This window comes from Mesorhizobium sp. WSM3864 (genome assembly GCF_002294955.1).
Taxonomy (GTDB): Bacteria; Pseudomonadota; Alphaproteobacteria; order Rhizobiales; family Rhizobiaceae; genus Mesorhizobium.
This window is the reverse complement of sequence record NZ_NSGD01000003.1, coordinates 147,382-166,772: the sequence shown is the minus strand read 5'-3', so window position 1 is coordinate 166,772 and position 19,391 is coordinate 147,382. Positions and strand designations below refer to the sequence as shown.

The following is a 19,391-nucleotide window of genomic DNA, read 5'->3' as shown; positions in this document are numbered from 1 at the left end:
CGCCTTACGCAAGCTTCAGGCGGTCGCGCACGCCTATGCCGAAGCGTACTTTGAACGAAATGCGCCGGCTTACCCGCAATCAGGTCACGGCTTCCACTTGCGGCCGCTTGAGACCGCGCAGCCGCGCGGCAAAGCTCGGGCTGAACTTGTCGATCTCGTGCAGGATGCGGCGACGGCTGAAATGAACCTGCCGGCGCGCGCGCCAGCGCAGGTCCGTGTCGATGGTCAGACTGCGGCGGAAATTCGCCAACTCGAGCCCCCGTTCATCCATCGCCTGCTTCATGGGATCATCATAAAAGGTGGCGATCTTCGCCGCCGCCATGCCGGGCGAGGCCATCCACTGCGGCACGTGCACCATGCACAGGCGCTCCACATCGGTGAGGAGGCGGCTGACACCTGTTCCGGCGGCCGGACAGGATGTCTGATAGGCGTCTCCGATCAGGACGACGCCGTCGCGCTTGCAATTTTCGGCTACGGTGATGTCGGTGAGCCAGCTCGAGACGCGGTCGATGACCTCGAAATCGCCAAAGGTCTTGAGGAGTCCCGGAAGCGTTTCAATGAGCGTTTCGCGCGGGCGGTCGCGCAGCGCCTTGACCCACGGGTCGGTATGCTCCCGGAAAACAAAGAGGTTGGCGCGGGTAACGCCGCCGGCCGGGAAGAAGTTGAGGTAATCGATGCCGTCCGAAACGCGTTCGCCGTAATAGGTCAGCGCCGGATGCTTGAACGCGCTTGCTCCCGCCGGCCGGACATTGAAACCGAAAGTCAGCGATTGGCGCTGGTGGACGAACCGGCGCTCGATGCCGACGTCGCGCCGCAGGATGTCGCCCATGCCGGTGGCGAGCACAAGCAGGCGAGCCGTCACATCCGGCTGCCCGATGATCGACACACGCTGCCGCTCCGGGCCGGCCTCCACAGCGCTCACCCTGCCGGCGACGAAGCGTACGGCCTTGGGCAGTTCGGCCCGCATCGCCGCGACGAGGTCGTCGTAAAAAATGCCGTAGTGGCGGGCTCGCGTGCGGTCGAGCACTCGCCCCTTGCGCACGTTGACGATCTCGTCGAATGCCGCGGCCGCCGTGGAAAGACTGTCGAGGAGGCCGATCCGGCGCAGCTTGTCGATTTGGTCGCCGGCGATCTTCTCGACACGGAACTCGCGCGGAAAAACGGGGTGGCGGTCGATCAATGAGACACGGTAGCCCGACCGGCCGAGGAGAGTCGCGGCAAGTGTCCCGGAGAGCCCGCCGCCGACGACAGCGATCTCCGTGTCGGTTCCCTCCGGCAGCGGACGCAGCGAATGTTCGGCTGTCATTGGGAATACCTCAACAGGGCATAAAGGGCACGGGGATTGGTGGTGAAGTAGCGCCAGAACAGCCGGCGCGGCTCCATCAACATGCGCCACAGCCATTCGAAACCCGCCTTCTGGACCCAGAGCGGGGCGCGCCGGACCTTGCCGGCAATATGGTCGAACAGCCCTCCGGAAGTTTTGATCACACCGACATTCGAGAGCCGCGAGCCAAAATCGCGGACAAAGATCTGCTCGCGAGGCACGCCGAGGCCGAGCCACAAAATGTCCGGTGCAAGCGCGTCGATCTCTTCGAGCTTTTTCTCGAGTGCTTCGCCGGTCAGGTAGCCGTGGCTGTGGCCGACGATGCGCAGGCGCGGATAGCTGGCTTTGATGGCGGCCACGGCCTTGGCGTTCCCGGCCTCTGTCGATCCAAGCAGGTAGAAGGTCGCGGCCTCGTTCTCGGCGAGCTTTGCGACATCGTGGAACAGATCGGTGGTGGCCACCCGTTCCGGCAACCGCGTGCGGCACAATAGGCGCGAGGCGAGAACAAGCGGCTGGCCGTCGGCGAAGATCTGGTCGGCTTCGCGGAAGAGGGCGGCGATCTCAGATTTCGCGCGAACCTGGGCGATGACGTCGCCGTTGGCGGAGGTGAAGTAGTAGGGACGGCTGCCAAGGCGGTGCTGCCGCGCCGCCGCGAGCATCAGGCGGGCGGCGCCCTGCCGGTCGATCACGGTGACAGGCAGCCCGCCAAGCTGCACCGTCGGCAATGCAGGCAGGTCCTGCCGGGAAGGGGCTGCTTCCAGCGCTGCCACGGCGGTCACGCTTGGACGTCCGGTCGAAGTCTGGTGCTGCAACCGGGGAAAACGAGGGGTCTCATGGTTCGCGGACGTCAGATGTTGGCTGGAGTGGAGCGGATCCGATCCGCCGGTCGTAACGCTGTGTTGTTCAAAATCTCTTTTTGAAGTTTCTAAAACTTTTCGCATAGGAGAAGTCGCCCCGCTCTCCGGTAGTTCAAACTACCTCCTTCATGGCACCATACGTAAAAAAATCAAAAAATTAAGCGACATGTTAATAGTTAGTTAATATGGACAATTTGTATCGAAATATAAATCAGTTTAACCTTTTGACCTCGACTTCACTTGCTTTTTGGGTGATTTTGAAGCTGCGTTTTCAACACGAATGCGATGCGATCGCCACTGGTGCGACCACATTGCAATGCCAACGAGCTCCTGATCTATCCTGGGTGATCCTGGGCCACGAAATAGTTGGTGAGGCGGGCAGCGACATGCATGGCGCCCGCCAGACGGGCAAAGCGGAAATCGTCCGGCGTCAGCTACTCCGGCAAAGGCCAAGACCGATCTTCATGGCTCTATTTCACACCGATGCCGGCGGTCAGGCCGCCGTCTATCTTGTAATCCGCGCCGGTGCAGAAGCTCGCTCTGGAGGAGCACAGAAAGGCGATGAGTTCGGCCACTTCTTCCGGTTCGCCGATGCGGCCAAGCGGATGCGCCGCACCGAAGCGCCTGTACGCTTCCTCGACATCGGCATCGCTGCCGGTTTCGCCACGCGCGGCCTTCTCCAGGATCGGTGTGCGGATCGAGCCTGGGCTGACCGAATTGACCCGGATGCCGGCCGCCGCGTAATCGAGCGCCAGCGAACGCGTCAGCGTGTGGATGGCGCCCTTGGTCGTGGCATAGGCGGCGACGTTCTGCTGGCAGGCGAAACCCTGCACCGAGGCGACATTGACGATGGCGCCGCCACCGCGGCGGATCATTTCGGGGATGCCGAAATGCGCCGTCAGGTAGATCGAGCCGACATTGACCGTCATGGCCTTGTTCCATGTTTCCCAGTCGGTCGTGGTCGCGGTTCCGTAGGGATGGACGGCCGCCGAATTGACGATCACGTCGAGGCCGCAGAACCGTGCCACCCCGGCAGCGACGGCATCGCGGACCTGGTCCGCCACGGAGACGTCGGTGTCGACGACCAGCGCGCCGGCTTCGGAGCTTTCCAGCTCCGCTCTCATTGCCGCATTGGCCGAGCGGTCGATGCCGCAGGCGATGATCGCAGCACCCCCCGCGGCGAGGCGCCTGGCGGTTGCCAGACCGATTCCCGTCGTCCCCGTCACCAGGGCGACCTTGCCAACAAAATCCTTCATTGCGGGAACTCCTTCAGTCACGTGTCGGAACCCGGCTCTTCCGGCAGGAATCGCAGGGCGAAATCCAGATGGCGGCTCATCAGGTAGGCGTAGGCCACCCTGTCGCGCGCGCGCAGGGCGGCGACGATCTCGCCATGCGCGGCGCGGGTGTCGGCCAGGACCGGGCGCATCTCCTTGCCGATGGTCATGATCCGCAGGATCACCGGGGAAAGGAAGGAATACATGTCCGACAGCATGCGGTTGTCCGCCAGCCCGATCAACGCCATGTGGAAGTCGAAATCATTCTCGGCGGCTTCCTCGATCGAGCGGCTCTCGACGATCCGCGCGTTGACCGCGTCGAGCGCTTCGATCTGCTCGTTGGTGGCGTTGAGCACGATGTGGTCGCCGATGCCGACTTCGATGATGCGCCTGAAGCCCTGAATGTCGGCGAAGGAGGAGCGCGAGACATCCATATGCGCGGCAAAGAAATTCTGGATGGCGATGCCATGCCCGTCGGCGAGCACAGCCCCGACGCGGGGTTTCGGTTCGATCAGCCCGTAGGTACGGATAGCGCGCAAAGCCTCGCGCACGGTGTTGCGACTGGCGCCGGTGATCTCGCTGAGCTCGCGCTCTGTCGGCAGCACGTCGCCGACATTGAGCTGCCGCGAGCGGATGAGATCGAGGATCCGCCCGGCCGCGGCATCGACCGCCGAGCTGCCGCCGGGGTGGCGGCGGGCGCCGCTCTCGCGCGCGGCGTGAGAATTTTCCAATGACGAATCTCCCAAATTGTTGGACCAGGATATCCCAAGATTCCGGGAAAACAATCGAGTTGGACGCCGTCTCGATCAGTTTACCGCGCTACCTGTCGGCCGTCAGGCGTTCGAGAAAGCCGAAATTGTCGATTGACTCTCATCCTGGTCCAACAATAAGTTTCCGCTCTCTCTCAAAGGAAGGCAGCAAATGGAGCAGTGCTGGCGTTGGTATGGCCCGGACGATCCGGTGACGCTGGATCACGTCAAGCAGGCCGGGGCGACGGGCGTCGTCTCGGCGCTGCACTACATCTATGACGGGCGCGCCTGGCCGCTGGAAAACATCCTGGAGCGCAAGCGGATCATCGAGGCGGCGGGGCTGACCTGGTCGGTCGTCGAGAGCATCCCCGTCCACAACTCGATCAAGATCGGCTCGCCGGAACGGCTGCGCTATGTCGGCTTTTACAAGGATACGATCCGAGCGCTGGCGAAGGCCGGCATGGCGACGATCTGCTACAATTTCATGCCTGTGGTCGACTGGACCCGCACCGATCTGGCGTATCGCCTTCCGACGACGGGTTATGCATTGCGTTTCGACGCGATCGATTTCGCGGCCTACGACCTGTTCGTGCTGAAGCGACGGAATGCCGAGGCCGGCTACAGCGCCGCGCGCATTGCCGAAGCGGAAGCGCGATTGAAAGAGATCAGCGACGAGAAAATCGACCGGATCGAGCGTAACCTTATCGCCGGACTGCCCGCCACCGAGCGCAGCTACAACCGGGACACTTTTCGCGAGGCCTTGGCCGAGTACGATTCGATTGGGCCAAGGGAATTGCGCGACAATCTCGCCTGGTTCCTGCGCGAGATTATTCCGGTCGCCGAACAGGAAGGGGTGCGCATGTGCATCCATCCCGACGATCCGCCCTTCTCGCTCTACGGCCTGCCGCGCATCGTTTCGACAGCCGAAGATGCGCGGTTCATTCTCAATGCCGTGGACAGCCCGGCAAACGGCCTGACATTCTGCACAGGCTCCTACGGCACGCGTGCCGACAACGACATCGTCGCCATGGTCAAGGAGTTCGCCGGCCGCATCCATTTCGTCCATCTGCGCAACGTCACCATCGAGGATGACGGCTCCTTCTATGAGGCCGAGCATCTCGAGGGCGGCACCGACATGGCGCATGTCATCCTCGCCCTGATGCAGGAGGAAGCGCGCCGTCGGAAGGAAGGCCGCGCCGACTGGCGCATTCCGATGCGGCCCGATCACGGACATCTGCTTGCCGACGACATCGGCAAGACCAGGATCAATCCCGGTTATTCGCTGATCGGCAGGCTGAAGGGCCTCGCCGAACTGCGCGGCATCATGCGGGCCGTCGAACGGTTCGGGCTGGCATAAGAATCGAAGCCTTCCACCGACGCTACCGGCGAGCGAAATCCGATGCAGGATGACCGCGTGCCGGCCGACCAATCGGTGTTCGGCAAGCTGATCCTCCACGGCCGCGTCAGTTCTGGTACTCTCAATACCTGGTCGCGGAGGATTTGCCTGGGGCCGGGACGGTCTTTCTTGAAATCGCATGGAAGTTCGTCAAGGCGGTCGGCGTTGACGAGGCGATCACCGGACGCGTGGAGGTCAAGAAGTTGCGCCCCGACAAGCCGATCTGCAAGATCGAGACCAGCCTGCGCAACGGCCAGGGGGAGCTTTGTCCCACCGGCGCGGTGGCCGTGTTGACCGTCCCGCTGCAAGGCGCATGAGCGCGGTGAGCGGCAGCCCGCTTGGCATGGCCGCTGACCGCGGCCGCTGGCGTGTGCTGTCGCTGCTTTGCCTGGCGGTCGTTCTGTCGCTGACCACCTGGTTTTCGGCGACGGCCATCCTGCCCGAACTGAGGCAGGAGCTTGCGCTCGGCGCCGGCGGGGAGGCCTGGCTGACCAACGGCGTTCAGGTCGGCTTCGTGATCGGTGCGCTGGGGGCGAGCCTGGTCAATCTTCCCGATTTGGTGCGGCTCAGCCGGCTGATGGCGGCCGCCGCTTTTGTCGCCGCGCTCGCCAATGCGAGCCTGCTGCTTCATCCCGGACCAGGCGGCGTGATCGCCGCGCGTATTGTCACCGGCGCAGCACTTGCCGGCCTCTATCCGCCGGCGCTGAAGCTCGTCGCCACCTGGTTCACGCGCCACCGGGGGCTGGCGCTCGGCGCAGTCATAGGCGCGCTCACCATCGGCTCGGCGCTGCCGCATCTTTTTCGCGCTGTCCTGACCGCGCTCGACTGGCGGCCGGTGGTCGCGGCCGCCAGTGTAGCAACGACGGTCGGCGCGCTCCTGTTTCTCTTGTTCGCAAGGGAGGGGCCCTATCCTTTCGGCAAGGCGGTGTTCGAGCCATCGCGCATCGGGCAGGTGTTTCGCGAGCGGCCGCTGCTCCTGGCCAATCTCAGCTATCTCGGCCATATGTGGGAACTCTACGCCATGTGGGCGTGGCTGCTTGCCTATACGCGCTCGGCATTCGAGGCGCAGGCGATCGGATCGGCCGCTGCCGCCTCGCTTTCGACCTTCTTCGTCGTCGCCTCCGGCATCATTGGCTGCCTGTTGGGCGGCTATCTGTCGGACCGCATCGGCAGAACCGCGACCACCGCCGGCATGATGATCGTCTCGGGAAGCTGTGCGCTGCTGATGGGCTTCCTGTTTGCCGGGCCGCTTTGGCTCTTCATGCTGGTCGCCGTCGTCTGGGGTATTTCGGTGATCGGCGATTCGGCGCAATTCTCCGCCGCAGTGACCGAGCTTGGCGATCGCCGCTTCGTCGGCACGGCGCTGTCGGTGCAGCTTGGCTCCGGCTTTGCGCTGACGGTGCTCGCTATCTGGCTGACGCCGCGCTTCGCCGACTTCATCGGCGGCTGGCGCTGGGCCTTCCTGCTGCTGGTGCCGGGCCCGCTTCTCGGGGCGGCCGCTATGCTGTGGTTGCGAAACTTGCCGGAGAGCGTGAAAATGGCCGGCGGCCTCCGCTAGCGCTCTTGCTCCTCGACTGTCTAGCGCTGGAGCCGATTGACAACTTCGTCGCTACGCAAATCGCCAGCGCTGGGCCCGCGCTGCTCCGTTGGGCGTAAGGTTGGCGATTGCACATTTGCCGGGAACAATGCAGCCTAGCTTCGAGGCTCGAAAGCTGCCTCCCGGAGCGGGCCATGCAGGCAGGATACGCGGCACAGTTACTGGTGCAGATGTCATGACACGCGCCCAGTTGGCCGGCGTCATCCTGGGTCTGTCGCTGGTCGCAGCGCTTACCATTGTCCGGGCGAGCGACCCGCAGCCGTTGAGACTCGCCCGCGAAGCGACGTTCGACCAGTATCAGAGGCTGGCACCTCGCCGCTTCGAGTCGATGCCCGTCCGCGTGGTGGACATCGACGAGGTCTCATTGCAGCAGTTCGGGCAGTGGCCGTGGCCCAGGGATCGCATGGCGGCCCTGGTCGAAAAGCTGACGGAGCTTGGTGCGGCAGCCATCGCGTTTGACATTCTTTTCGCCGAGCCCGACCGGCTGTCGCCTCGCACTGTCCTCCGCGACGTGCCGGGCATCGATCCGGCCCTGCTCGACCGCCTGCCCGACAATGACGAGATCTTCGCCGGGTCGATCGCCGGCAAGCCAGTTATCCTGGGCTACGGCATCTCCAACGAAGGGAACTATCGGCCGCAAATCAAGGCTGGCATTGCCTTTACGGGCGAGAGCCCGATCGCTGCTCCTCCGCCTATCAAGGCAGCCACGCCGCTGCGGCCGCAGCTTGAGGCCAATTCACCCGGCATCGGACACATCAGCCTCAATCCCGGCAGATCGACCGCTGTGGTGAGGACAGCCCCACTCTTTCTGACTGATGGCGAGCAGCTTTATCCGGATCTTGCCCTCGAAGCCATAAGAGTAGCGCAGGGGGCCTCCACCTACCTCATTGCCGGCGCGCCGGATCGGCAGGGCATAATGACCTCCGTCAAGATCGGCGACTTCGTTATCCCGGTGACCTCGGCCGGCGAACTCTGGCTCTATGTCAGTCCCGACAGGGCCGAGCGTTATGTTTCGGCGAAGGACGTGCTTGCACCCGGCGGCGTCTCGTCCGAAACGAGGGCCGCGATCGAAGGCAGCATCGTGTTTGTCGGCACTTCGGCCGCCGGGCTGCAGGACATTCGTGTCACCGCGCTCGGTGAGAACGTGCCGGGCGTCTCGATCCACGCGCAGATCGTTGAACAGGTGCTGTCCGGCCACTATCTGTCTCGGCCCGATTGGGCAAACGGGCTGGAAATCGCGTCGATCGCGATGCTCGGCAGCCTCCTGGTGATTCTGACGATTTTCGTAAGCCCCGCGATTGCGCTCGCCTGCGGCCTTGCGATCACGGGACTGGCGCTCGTCGCATCATGGTTTGCCTTTTCGCTTGCGGGACTGCTGTTCGACCCGTTTGCGCCGATCCTCATGGGCACGATCACGCATTTCGCGACAACCTCTTTCCGCTTCCTGGTGACTGATCGAGAGCGGCGCGCGATCCGGCGGGCCTTCGGTCAGTATTTGTCGCCATCGCTTCTCTACCGGATCGAGCACACGCGCGACGCGCTTCGTCTTGGCGGCGACGACCGAGAGCTGACCGTGATGTTTGTCGATGTGCGAAACTTCACGGAGATCAGCGAAAGACTGCCGCCCACCGCCGTCGTGCGGTTTTTGAACACGCTTCTCGACGCGCTCAGCCGTCATGTCACCGCCAATGAAGGCACGCTCGACAAGTTCATCGGCGATTCGATCATGGCCTTTTGGAATGCCCCGGTCGACGTCACCGATCATCCCCGCAAAGCCGCTCGCGCGGCATTGGCGATGCGCGAGACGATTGCCCGCCTCAACGAAAGCGATGCATTCGGATTCGGGGCCGGGCAGACGGTTCGCATCGGTATCGGAATCCATACCGGCGTCGCCTGTGTCGGAAATATGGGCGCGGAGTCGCGTTTCAACTATTCGGCCGTTGGCGACGCGGTGAACATCGCAGCGCGTATCGAGACAACGTGCAAGACGGTGAGTTTCGATATCCTCGCGTCCGACGACACAGTAAGATCGCTGCAAGGCTGGGCCTTGCTCGACGCGGGATCGCTGGAACTCAAGGGAAAGAGCACGAGGACCAGAATCAATGCCGTCGTAGGCGATGAAAACGTTGGGTCGTCGCCGGATTTTGCCGAATTGCGGCTTCTCCACGGCAAGCTCGTGGAGGCGTTGCAATCGCGCTTGCCAGGCAGCCGAAAGATGATCGCGGCGGCCAAAGCCAAAAGCGCGGGGCTACCGGCAGGATTGCAGGAATTCTATGGCCGGATCTCGCGCAGAGCGGATGATTTTGCTGGCAAACGGGCGGGAGCGGCGATGGAAACGAATGCCGGCTATGCGGAGCAACAATTCGGCTCCGGTTCCTGACCTTCATTCATGCAGGGCGGTCGACCGCTCGACTCGGTGGTGTTCAAGGGCAACAATTTCGTCCACCCCGACGTAGAGGCGAGTTGGCCCAGACCGGTTGGCGAAGTGCGGATACGGACGCGCCGAGAAAAAGAGCGGCTATCCGTTGCTCTTGCCGCTGCCGGCCACCGCCGTCGTCGCTACTTTTTGCCAGGACCCTTGGATTTTCCGGGATTGCTGGGATCGTGCTTGCCCGGATCATTTCCATGGCCGTTGTTGCCGTCATCTTTGTCGCCCCGCGGCGGGCTCGGCGGATCGGGGGTGCCCGGACCGGGTGGTGCCGGTGAGTTGCGCCGCTGCGGCCGCGCCGTATGCTCCTGCTGAATGGCAGCCGTAAGCCCGCAATTTCCGCCGATTGCGTCAAAGCCTCCCGAGAGCTGCTGATTGCCGGTCAGAAACGGCAATGCCCGCGAGGTCCCGAGTGTGGTGAGCACAGATCGATTGACCTTGACAACGTCGGTCATTGAGCCTGACGGCGTCGCGACCACACAATCGCAGCGCCGCTTCAGTTCCCTGCATCCGCCGCCGCTGCAGAATCGGGCCGACCCCTTCAGCAGCACGACGGCGGTTTTGCCGTTGGGCGCGATGTGGACATCGAATGCTGTTCCCCGCACGCCTATTGTGCCTGCGGGCGTCACAATCTGGTAGGCGGACGAAGGCGAGTTCCCGCTTATCCAGCGAAACGTTCCCTTGGCAGCGCGGATGGTGAGCTTCTTCACCGAATTATCATCGTTGAAGACGTATTTGTCGAGGACGACGGAAGAACCCCACCCCACCGCCAGCTTGGTGCCATCCCGGAACACGAATTGGCCAAGCCCGGTGTTGGATGTCCTGATACGTTCGTCCCGATGAACGGGTGCGCTGACCACCAGTGGTCCGGTTGCGCCGGTAACGGCAGTCTTGATCACGACTGCCCGGCCCACTGCTTCGGCGGCTATGGTCGGCGCATTGATGAGATTCGCGGCAAGCGCGACAACTGCAGCCCACCTCAAGGACGGCATGGCATCCTCCCCGAAACGCCTTTATTAGCACATGCTTGAAAGGCTGTCCCCGCGGAGTCATACCTCAATTTGAGTAGGACATGGCTCTTTCGCTCGGGCGACGCTCGAAGGCACAATTGTCGACGTTAGGTCCTGCGCTTGGGTGGGCCGCGCGGGTTGCCCCCTCGCTCATCGGGTCGGAGGTGGGATAACGCCAATGCTGTTACTGAATTCGTCTGGCTGAGGGACAAGGCGATGTTCTGCGTGGGCGGCGCGAGAGCGCCCGCATCTGGGGCATCGATCATGGTTTGAGTCGGCGCGCTGTCTTTGCAGATCTTCAGCCCATTCTTGGGCAGTTTAGCCGCGTCGGCCACGAGGGAGGAGCGCCATCGCCCTGGCCGCATTTCTGAAAGCAAGCAATCGGCCAGCCCGCGACCCGTCTCGATACGAGTGCATGTATCCGCCGTGATCTATCTGCAGCGCACGAGGCCGACAAGGCAAATAGGCTGGGCATCGGATCCAATGTGCATAGCAGCTGAGCAGACGCTGCTCAGCATATGAACCCTCTTGGGTAATATAATTTGAAAAAATTGCTCCCTCATGTTCAAAACAGGTCGATAGACCCGCGAGAAATGGGTTCGAATCCTGCGGGGGCCCGCGGTCCTCAGGCGAGAATTCTAAAGAGGTTCGACAATGACCCAGCACGTACAAGATGCTCGAATTCTCATGTACAGCCACGACACGTTCGGGCTCGGCCACTTGCAGCGCTGCCGCACGATCGCGCATTCCCTGGTCGAGGATTTCCACGGACTTCAGGTGCTTATCATTTCGGGCGCGCCTATCGCCGGCGCCTTCGACTACCGCGCCCGCGTCGACTTCGTGAAGATCCCGAGCGTCATCAAGTTGCGCAACGGCGAATACACCTCGCTGGAAAAGGATATCGATCTGCATGAGACGCTAAGAATGCGCCAGTCGATCATTCGCCACACAGCCGAGACGTTTCGGCCGGATATCTTCATCGTCGACAAGGAACCGCTCGGGCTGCGCGGTGAGATCGAGGACACGCTGTCCTACCTCAAGACGCGAGGCACTACGCTGGTGCTTGGCCTGCGCGAGGTGATGGATGCGCCGCATCTGCTGGAAGCAGAGTGGGAACGCAGGGATGTGATGCGCAAGATAGGCCTGTTCTACGACAAGGTCTGGGCCTACGGTCCGCCGGATTTTTACGATCCGTTGACCGGCCTGGATGTGCCGCCGGCTATCAGGGCAAGGATGAAGTTCGTCGGTTTCCTGCAACGGAGCCTGCAGAAGAACGAGTTGCCCGGCCACCGCCCCGAGGGCGACTATATCCTCGTTACGACCGGTGGCGGCGGCGACGGCGCCGATCTGATCCACAACGTTATCGATGCCTATCAGCAGGATCCGCAATTGCAGCATAGGGCGTTGATCGTGCTTGGGCCCTACATGCCGGCGCGCAAGCGCAACAAGTTTCTTAAGAAGGGGTCCAAAATCCCGTATATCAAGATCATCGAATTCGACAACCGCATGGAAGAGCTGATTGCCGGCGCCAAGGCGGTAGTGGCGATGGGCGGTTACAACACCTATTGCGAGATACTGTCTTTCGACAAGCCGGCGCTGATCGTGCCGCGCGTCAAGCCGCGCGAGGAGCAACTGATCCGCGCACGGCGAGCAGCCGAACTCGGTCTCATCAAGATGCTTTCGCCGGAAGAAGCCGAGGATTCCCAGCGGTTTGCCGATACACTGAAGGTGCTGCCGGATCGGCCCCGCCCATCGCAGAGCAATCCGCATCTGAGGCTGGAAGGGCTGCCTCATATTTCCGCGATCGTCGCGGAACTGCTCGACAGGCGGGCCGGCCATCATCTTTCGGTCATTGAAGGCATCAACTGAGTTGCAACATCGCAAGATCGTCGTGGTTCTGAAGGGTTATCCGCGGCTGTCGGAAACCTTCATCGCGCAGGAACTGCTCGGGTTGGAGCGAGCAGGGTTCGACCTGATACTCGTTGCGCTGAGGCGGCCAACCGACGCAAAACGCCATCCGGTGCATAACGAGATCAAAGCGCCCGTCCATTATCTGCCGGAATACCTGCATGAAGAACCGCTGCGCGTGGCTCGCTCGCTGTTTGCTTGTCTGCTGCGGCCAGGCTTCTGGCGCGCGCTCGGATCGCTGGCTGCCGACATCCCCCGCGACTTTACGCGCAATCGCGTGCGCCGCTTCGGGCAAGCACTCGTGCTGGCGGCCGAATGGCCGGAAGATGCGGGCTGGCTGCATGCGCATTTCGCGCACACACCGGCATCGGTGACACGCTATGCCAGCCAGCTTCGCGGTCTGCCCTGGAGCTGCTCGGCCCATGCCAAGGACATTTGGACTTCGGCTGACTGGGATCTGGCCGGCAAGCTTTCCTCGGCGCGCTGGACGGTCACCTGCACGAAAACCGGCTTCGACCGTCTGAAAAAACTCGCTAACGGCAACTCGTCATTACATCTGAGCTATCATGGGCTCGACCTTGATCGCTTCGGCAGCTTCCGCGGGGCGCGGAAACCGCATGACGGCTCGGCACCGGACGAACCGGTTGTCGTTCTGAGTGTCGGGCGCGCCGTTGAAAAGAAAGGTTACGATACGTTGCTGGAGGCGCTTGCCCTCCTGCCTGGTGATTTGGGCTGGCGTTTCGAGCATGTCGGCGGCGGCGAGGAACTGGAACGGCTCAAGGCGCTGGCGCAAAAGCTCGGACTGGATGGTCGCGTCTCTTGGAAAGGCGCGCTTGCTCAGGAGGAGGTGCTTGAGCACTACCGCCGCGCCGACATCTTCGCCCTGGCCTGCAGGATCACCGCAAATGGCGACCGGGACGGTCTGCCGAATGTTCTGGTTGAAGCGGCCAGCCAGCGGCTTGCCTGCGTGTCGACCGATATTTCCGGCGTGCCGGAGCTTTTATCTCCGGATGAAACCGGGCTGCTGGTCCCGACAGAAAATCCAATTGCCCTGGCACAGGCGCTGGAGCGCCTTATCCGTGATCCCCTGCTGCGCGCCCGCCTCGGTGACGCTGCAGAGTGGCGCGTACGCGCCAATTTCGATCATATGACAAGCATTGGGCAGCTCAAGGAACTGTTCGAGCGGGAGTGGCGGGCCGCCGAATGAAGCGACTGCGCGCCTTCTTCTATGTCCAGCACCTCCTGGGTATCGGCCATCTTGCGCGCGCCAGCCGTATTGCGGCGGCTCTGGTCGATGACGGGTTTGACGTCACCGTCGTGACCGGCGGCGCGCCGATCGCGGGGTTTCCAGGATCGGGGGTAAAATCTGTATCTCTGCCACCCGTAACCTCCGGCTATGAAGGATTTTCCGGACTTGTCGACCTGCAGGGCAAACCCATCGACGATGATTTCAAGAAATGGCGTTCGGAGATGCTGTTGCAGGCCTACCGGGATTGCGGGCCCGATATCGTCATTGTCGAGGCGTTTCCATTTGGACGTCGGCAGATGCGTTTCGAACTCCTGCCGCTGATCGAGGCCATCGAGGCGACATCCCGCAGACCGCTCCTGGCGACGTCCGTCCGTGATATCCTTCAGGAGCGCGTCAAGCCGGGCCGAAACGAGGAAACGGTCGATCTCATCAACAGGCATTTCGACCTTGTCATGGTCCACGGCGATCCGGCTTTCGCAACCATCGACAAGACATTTCCACTGGCTGGGGCGATCAGGGCCAAGGTTGTCTACACTGGGCTCGTTGCCGCGCCGCCACCGTCCGCGGTCTCCGAGCGCTTCGACGTTCTGGTGTCGGTTGGCGGCGGGGCTGCCGGAAAGAGCCTCGTCAGTGCCACTATCGCAGCGGCGCGGAATGCCAACAGCGCTTGGAAATGGTGTTTGATCACCGGTCCCAACCTGCCGAAAGGCGAGTTCGACGCGATCGCACGCGATACCACGCCGGGCCTGTCCGTCTTCCGGTTCCGCGAGGATTTCGCCAGCCTGCTGACCGGCGCCCGCCTCTCGGTCTCGCAGGCGGGTTACAACACGGTCTGCGACGTCCTGCGCGCGGGTTGTCGCTCCCTGCTCGTTCCGTTTGCAGCGGGTGCGGAAACCGAACAGACGGTTCGCGCCCTGATGCTCGAAGAACTCGGTCTTGCAACGGTGCTGACGGAAAAGGACCTAACGCCTGAAGGTTTGGCGCGAGCGATCGAACAGGCGCTTGCTGGACCGAGGCCGTCCGCGCATCGTCTCGATCTGGAAGGCGCGCGTCGCTCAGCGCAAATCCTGCGCGAGCGACATCGAACATGGTCCCTGAAAACGGAACTCTAGCTGACGCGCGTCGCCCCGGTGAGATTCGCGCGACGTCGTTATCCGACAGCCGTCACGCTTTGAGCGAAATGCGTTAAACAGTTCCAATCAGCATGAAGCGCGTATAATTTTTTGTCGGCAGTTCGCCCGAGAACCGCACCTCCCGTAGCGCCGCCATTGCTTCGAAGGCTGCCAGTGAAGCCACGCAGTTGATGTGGGTCGGCTCGCTGAAATAATCGTTCGATTGCAGCAATACATTCGTGCCCCGCGGAAGCAGGGCAAGCCAGGCGCGCAGATCGACTATGTGTTCGCAGCTCGTATTGACCACCAGGTCGGGCTGCGCGGCCGCATAGTCAACGGCGTACATATCTGCCGTCAGCGCCCGGAACCGGTCAACGGCATCCCGGTTGAGGGTCCGGGCGACCGGCGCAACTTCGGGATCGATGTCGATGCTATCAATCGCCCCGATGTCGAAGCGAGCATCGTTGAAAAGCATTGCCGGCAATACGCCGTACCATCCACCCAGAACCCATATGCGGCCGAACCGGCCGCCGCAGCTGTCGAACAGCCTGTCGAGCGCCCACATCTTGCAGGCGACCTGCTTGTGGTTGAAGGCGTTGGCGATATCGGCGTGCGGATGCTTGGCGATGACGCGCGCCAGCCCTGCCACGAGAGGGTGGTTGACATAGGCGGCAATTCCCCGCGTGAGGTCCAAGGCCTGTTCGTGCCCGTCCATGCCCGCATTGCGTGGTTGCGTGACATCCATCATACTCGTCTTGTAGGTTGGGATTTCGGGCGACACAACGCAATCTTGCCCCGGCAAGGCTGGTTGGTTCGCGGACGTTGATCATGGTGCACGCCGCTTCGCCATTGCCCCGTGCCGGAGAGGGGCTGTCGCATCAGTCCGGACCATCGGCGTTCATGCGCCAGCATCAGCAGCGCAGCTGTGGCGGCCGTTCGCCAAAACGCCACGGCAGCCGTCAATCGTTTGGCCAGCTGCTTTCTTCGCTGATCAACAATGCCCGTGTTGCGGTCATCGACCATGCGCCTGAACTGGATCGCGCCGCCTCGCAGCGTCCTTTCATCGTTGAGCGCAGGACAATCACGGTGCACTGTGGCTCGAAGCATGTCGTTGGCGACGAAGAAATTGCCGATGCGCCATTAGCCAGCAGGTGCTTCTATGTCCTGCAGCCTTCCAATTGAACGGTCCATGGTCGGATGGAACCCAGTTTAGCCCGCTATATCTGGACGCACACCAAGAAGCAGCAGGTCTGGATATTGATGATCGTCGTGCTTTCGATGATCCCGTATTTCATATCCTTCGATCTGCCGAAGCTGATCGTCAACGGCCCCATCCAAGGTAAGGGTTTCGGAGAACCCGGTGCGACCCAGCCGTTCATGAGGCTGCACTATGACCTGCCATTCATTGGTGAGGTGCAGTTCTTCTCCGGCTTTCAGCTCGACCGCACGGAGACGCTGTTTGCGCTGAGTATTGTTTTCCTTTTGCTAGTCATCATCAACGGCCTGTTCAAACTCTACATCAACACTTACAAAGGCCGACTTGGCGAGCGTATGCTGCGGCGTATCCGATTCGATCTGATCGATCGCGTGCTGCGGTTTCCGCCGATTTACTTCAAACGCGTGAAATCCGCCGAAGTGGCGACCATGGTGAAGGACGAGGTGGAGCCGCTGGGGGGCTTCATCGGCGATGCCTTCCTGCAGCCGGTGCTGCTCGGCGGTCAGGCGCTGACGGCCATGCTGTTCATCATGGTGCAAAACTTCTGGCTCGGAACGATTGCGGTCGTGATCGTGGTGATCCAGATCGTGCTCATCCCGCGCATGCGGCGGCGGCTGATCGTGCTCGGGCGCGAACGGCAGTTAACGGCGCGCGCGCTCTCGGGCCGGGTCGGCGAAATCGTCGACGGCATCGGCGCCGTTCACGTCCACGACACCTCAAACTACGAGCGCGCCGACATAGCTGCTCGGCTCGGCCTCATCTTCAAGATCCGCTTCGATCTTTACCAATGGAAATTCATGGTGAAGTTCCTCAACAATTTTCTGGCGCAGCTCACGCCCTTTCTGTTCTACATGATCGGCGGCTACCTGGTCATCCGGGGGCGGCTGGACGTCGGCCAGCTGGTGGCCGTGATCAGCGCCTACAAGGACCTGCCCGGACCGATGAAGGAACTGATCGACTGGGATCAGGCTCGGCAGGACGTCCAGGTCAAATACCAGCAGGTCGTTGAGCAATTCACCGTCGAGGGTCTCATTGCGCCGAGAATTGGAGCGTTGACGATCGACGCTCCCGGTCCGATGACCAACCCCCTGTCGGCGATCAATCTGTCCATAGCGGACGATGGCGGTGGAATGCTCCTCGACCGGATCTCGCTCCAGGTCAAGCCGGGTGAGACGGTGGCGCTGGTCAGCACCGCAACAGGTGGAGCGGAGGCGCTTGCGGAAGCCTTTGCGCGGTTGAACTGGCCGGACAGCGGAAAGATCGCTTCGGGCGCCGACGACCTGCTTGAACTTCCCGAAGCGGTGACCGGCCGGCGCATGTCCTACGCCTCGTCGGATGTTTTCCTGTTCCATGCAAGCCTCCGCGATAACCTGCTCTACGGGTTGAAGCATGCGCCGCTGACATCGGTGCCTTATGAGGGTGCTGCGGCAGACCAGCAGCGCTGGAACATTCACGAGGCGCGGCGGTCGGGCAATTCGGACCTCGATATCCGGAGCGACTGGATCGACTATGCTTCCGCCGGGGCCACCGGCCCGCACGACCTCTTTGAGGCAGTGCGCCGGGTGCTCGACGCGGTTCTTCTGTCGCGCGACATTCTGGATCTCGGCTTGCGCTCCTCGGCTGACCTGACGCGTCACACGGAACTCGCCAGGCGTATCGTCGAATTGCGTGCGGCGCTGCGAACCAGGCTGGAACAGGAAGGGCTGAGCGGACTGGTGGTTCCTTTCGAACCAGGCGCCTACAACAAGGAAGCATCGATCGGCCAAAACCTGCTCTTCGGCGCGGCCGCCGGCCCCGAACTGGCCGACAAGGCGCTAGCGGCCAATCCCTATTTTGCTTCTGTGCTGAGACAAGCCGGGCTCGACCGCACGCTTTTCGAAATGGGCATGGAGATCGCCGAACAGGCGATCGAGCTGTTTGCCGACCTGCCGCCCGATCACCAGTTCTTCCAGCAGCTCGCCTTCATGGGCGCCGAAGAGATACCCGCCTACGAAACCTTGCTACAACGGCTCAAGAACCGTCCCTACGAGGCAGTTTCGGAGAACGATCGCGCCATGATCGTTACACTGAGCTTTGCCTATATCGAGCCCCGGCACCGCTTCGGCCTGCTGAGCGAGGATCTGATGAGCAAGATCGTCGCTGCACGCAACCGGTTCTATGAAACCCTGCCGTCCGAGCTGCAAAATGCGATCGAACGCTATGATCCTGCCAAATACATTGCCGCGGCCAGCGTCATGGATAATGTCCTGTTCGGGCGTGTGGGCAACAACCATCCCGACGCGCCGGATCGCATCCGCTCCATCGTCTATGACATTCTCGACGAATTGGGGCTTTATGCCGAACTTCTGGATGTTGGCCTGGACTTCAACGTCGGCGCCGGCGGCAGGCGGCTGACCGCTGGACAGCGGCAGAAGCTCGATGTTGCCCGGGCCCTGCTCAAGCGTCCCGATTTTCTCATTCTCAACCGGCCGCTGTCGGCGCTCGACCAGCGTGCGCAGGACAAGGTGCTGCGAAACGTGCTCGACGAAGCCAGGTGCGACGGCCATTCGCCGGCAATTGTGTGGGTCGTGACGAATCCGGCAATGGGGATGATGTTCGATCGCGTTATCGTCTTCGACTCGGGTAAATTGGTGGAAGACGGAACGCTCGAGACACTTTTGGCAGGGAAGGGTATCTTCAAGGAACTGCTGTCTTAGACCAACGGGCATTGAGATGGGATCGTTCTGTCGGTGGGAATTGGCTGCAAGGCCACGGGATACGGCGCCTGGCAAACGCGAATTTTGAGAAGGTTTGCGACAATGCTGCTCAAGGATGAAGTTGGAATGCTGCAACGCGTTCCCTTGTTCTCCGGCATCGAACCGACAAAGCTCAAGCTGCTTGCGTTCACATCCGATCGCGTGAGCTACAGCGCCGGCCAGATCCTTTTCCGGCAGGGCGACGAGGGAGACGCCGCCTATGTCATCCTCTCAGGCAGGGCGGATGTTCTGGTCGATTCCGACAGCGGGCCGATAAAAGTTGCCGAACTGCTGCCAAATTCGATCGTTGGCGAGATCGCCATCTTGTGCAACAGCTCCCGCACTGCCACCGTCAGAGCGGCAAGTCCGCTGGAAGCCTTGAAAATCAGCAAGGATCATTTCCTGAGGCTTATGAAGGAGTTCCCGGAGATGACCATTGAGATATTGCGGGTTCTTGCCGATCGTCTAAGCCATACGACCGCGGACCTGATCGACGCACGAAACGCCTAGCAGCAGTTGTTTGGCCACGACGGACG

General features: G+C 61.9%; 16 protein-coding genes. 10 read left to right on the top strand and 6 right to left on the bottom strand.

Going from position 1 to position 19,391, the window contains the following annotated elements; translation table 11 throughout:
• Positions 1-79 precede the first annotated feature (79 nt).
• From CK215_RS08625 to CK215_RS08610, 4 genes are all read right to left on the bottom strand, one after another.
• Positions 80-1,306 (bottom strand): NAD(P)/FAD-dependent oxidoreductase, encoded by a 1,227-nt coding sequence (locus CK215_RS08625; RefSeq protein WP_095830696.1) that lies wholly within the window; start codon positions 1,304-1,306, stop codon positions 80-82.
• A complete protein-coding gene (locus CK215_RS08620) occupies positions 1,303-2,094 on the bottom strand; it encodes a WecB/TagA/CpsF family glycosyltransferase (protein WP_245418646.1) in 792 nt (263 codons plus the stop codon). The genes CK215_RS08625 and CK215_RS08620 overlap by 4 nt, the downstream gene beginning before the upstream one ends.
• A gap of 557 nt (positions 2,095-2,651) precedes the next feature.
• A complete protein-coding gene (locus tag CK215_RS08615) occupies positions 2,652-3,437 on the bottom strand; it encodes an SDR family oxidoreductase (protein ID WP_066994025.1) in 786 nt (261 codons plus the stop codon).
• Between the two features lie 17 nt (positions 3,438-3,454).
• Positions 3,455-4,186: an FCD domain-containing protein gene (locus CK215_RS08610; protein ID WP_095830695.1), complete on the bottom strand. Its 732-nt coding sequence runs from the start codon at positions 4,184-4,186 to the stop codon at positions 3,455-3,457.
• 190 nt (positions 4,187-4,376) lie between these two features.
• Here CK215_RS08610 and uxuA point away from each other — a divergent pair, with 190 nt between their 5' ends.
• From uxuA to CK215_RS08590, 4 genes are all read left to right on the top strand, one after another.
• Positions 4,377-5,561, top strand: a complete 1,185-nt coding sequence (uxuA, locus tag CK215_RS08605) for a mannonate dehydratase (protein WP_095830694.1) — start codon at positions 4,377-4,379, stop codon at positions 5,559-5,561.
• Positions 5,562-5,704: 143 nt separating this feature from the next.
• Complete coding sequence (locus CK215_RS08600) at positions 5,705-5,917, top strand: hypothetical protein (RefSeq protein ID WP_095830693.1); 213 nt, start codon at positions 5,705-5,707, stop codon at positions 5,915-5,917.
• Positions 5,914-7,158, top strand: coding sequence for an MFS transporter (locus CK215_RS08595; protein ID WP_095830692.1), 1,245 nt, complete (start codon positions 5,914-5,916; stop codon positions 7,156-7,158). Before CK215_RS08600 ends, CK215_RS08595 begins: the two co-directional genes overlap by 4 nt.
• 214 nt (positions 7,159-7,372) lie before the next feature.
• Positions 7,373-9,577: an adenylate/guanylate cyclase domain-containing protein gene (locus tag CK215_RS08590; protein ID WP_095830691.1), complete on the top strand. Its 2,205-nt coding sequence runs from the start codon at positions 7,373-7,375 to the stop codon at positions 9,575-9,577.
• A gap of 179 nt (positions 9,578-9,756) precedes the next feature.
• On the opposite strand, the gene CK215_RS08585 is transcribed toward CK215_RS08590, so the two are convergent.
• Entirely contained in the window at positions 9,757-10,617 is an 861-nt protein-coding gene (locus tag CK215_RS08585; RefSeq protein WP_066994044.1) for a FecR domain-containing protein, read from the bottom strand.
• A 672-nt stretch (positions 10,618-11,289) separates the two neighbouring features.
• Here CK215_RS08585 and CK215_RS08580 point away from each other — a divergent pair.
• The 3 genes from CK215_RS08580 to CK215_RS08570 are packed head-to-tail and all read left to right on the top strand — an operon-like array spanning position 11,290 to position 14,904.
• Complete coding sequence (locus tag CK215_RS08580; RefSeq protein ID WP_095830690.1) at positions 11,290-12,504, top strand: glycosyltransferase family protein; 1,215 nt, start codon at positions 11,290-11,292, stop codon at positions 12,502-12,504.
• A 1-nt stretch (position 12,505) separates the two neighbouring features.
• Positions 12,506-13,750: a glycosyltransferase gene (locus tag CK215_RS08575; RefSeq protein ID WP_095830689.1), complete on the top strand. Its 1,245-nt coding sequence runs from the start codon at positions 12,506-12,508 to the stop codon at positions 13,748-13,750.
• Entirely contained in the window at positions 13,747-14,904 is a 1,158-nt protein-coding gene (locus CK215_RS08570) for a glycosyltransferase family protein (RefSeq protein ID WP_095830688.1), read from the top strand. The genes CK215_RS08575 and CK215_RS08570 overlap by 4 nt, the downstream gene beginning before the upstream one ends.
• A 73-nt stretch (positions 14,905-14,977) precedes the next feature.
• Here the strand turns inward: CK215_RS08570 and CK215_RS08565 are convergent, their stop codons facing one another.
• Positions 14,978-15,649 carry a class I SAM-dependent methyltransferase gene (locus CK215_RS08565; protein ID WP_095830848.1) on the bottom strand — a complete coding sequence of 224 codons (672 nt, stop codon included), beginning with the start codon at positions 15,647-15,649 and terminating at the stop codon, positions 14,978-14,980.
• An 83-nt stretch (positions 15,650-15,732) separates the two neighbouring features.
• Here CK215_RS08565 and CK215_RS08560 point away from each other — a divergent pair, with 83 nt between their 5' ends.
• The 3 genes from CK215_RS08560 (at position 15,733) to CK215_RS08550 (ending at position 19,365) form a co-directional block, all read left to right on the top strand.
• Entirely contained in the window at positions 15,733-16,086 is a 354-nt protein-coding gene (locus CK215_RS08560; RefSeq protein WP_141245463.1) for a hypothetical protein, read from the top strand.
• A gap of 15 nt (positions 16,087-16,101) precedes the next feature.
• On the top strand, positions 16,102-18,816 hold the full coding sequence (locus CK215_RS08555) for an ABC transporter ATP-binding protein (RefSeq protein ID WP_095781213.1): 2,715 nt from the start codon (positions 16,102-16,104) through the stop codon (positions 18,814-18,816).
• A gap of 102 nt (positions 18,817-18,918) precedes the next feature.
• Positions 18,919-19,365 carry a cyclic nucleotide-binding domain-containing protein gene (locus CK215_RS08550; protein ID WP_095777238.1) on the top strand — a complete coding sequence of 149 codons (447 nt, stop codon included), beginning with the start codon at positions 18,919-18,921 and terminating at the stop codon, positions 19,363-19,365.
• Positions 19,366-19,391 lie beyond the last annotated feature (26 nt).

Coding starts and splice junctions, on each gene's coding strand:
- CK215_RS08625 (WP_095830696.1), bottom strand. CDS start 1,306: ATGACAGCCGAACATTCGCTGCGTCCGCTGCCGGAGGGAACCGACACG.
- CK215_RS08615 (WP_066994025.1), bottom strand. CDS start 3,437: ATGAAGGATTTTGTTGGCAAGGTCGCCCTGGTGACGGGGACGACGGGA.
- uxuA (WP_095830694.1), top strand. CDS start 4,377: ATGGAGCAGTGCTGGCGTTGGTATGGCCCGGACGATCCGGTGACGCTG.
- CK215_RS08595 (WP_095830692.1), top strand. CDS start 5,914: ATGAGCGCGGTGAGCGGCAGCCCGCTTGGCATGGCCGCTGACCGCGGC.
- CK215_RS08590 (WP_095830691.1), top strand. CDS start 7,373: ATGACACGCGCCCAGTTGGCCGGCGTCATCCTGGGTCTGTCGCTGGTC.
- CK215_RS08585 (WP_066994044.1), bottom strand. CDS start 10,617: ATGCCGTCCTTGAGGTGGGCTGCAGTTGTCGCGCTTGCCGCGAATCTC.
- CK215_RS08580 (WP_095830690.1), top strand. CDS start 11,290: ATGACCCAGCACGTACAAGATGCTCGAATTCTCATGTACAGCCACGAC.
- CK215_RS08570 (WP_095830688.1), top strand. CDS start 13,747: ATGAAGCGACTGCGCGCCTTCTTCTATGTCCAGCACCTCCTGGGTATC.
- CK215_RS08565 (WP_095830848.1), bottom strand. CDS start 15,649: ATGGATGTCACGCAACCACGCAATGCGGGCATGGACGGGCACGAACAG.
- CK215_RS08560 (WP_141245463.1), top strand. CDS start 15,733: ATGGTGCACGCCGCTTCGCCATTGCCCCGTGCCGGAGAGGGGCTGTCG.
- CK215_RS08555 (WP_095781213.1), top strand. CDS start 16,102: ATGGAACCCAGTTTAGCCCGCTATATCTGGACGCACACCAAGAAGCAG.
- CK215_RS08550 (WP_095777238.1), top strand. CDS start 18,919: ATGCTGCTCAAGGATGAAGTTGGAATGCTGCAACGCGTTCCCTTGTTC.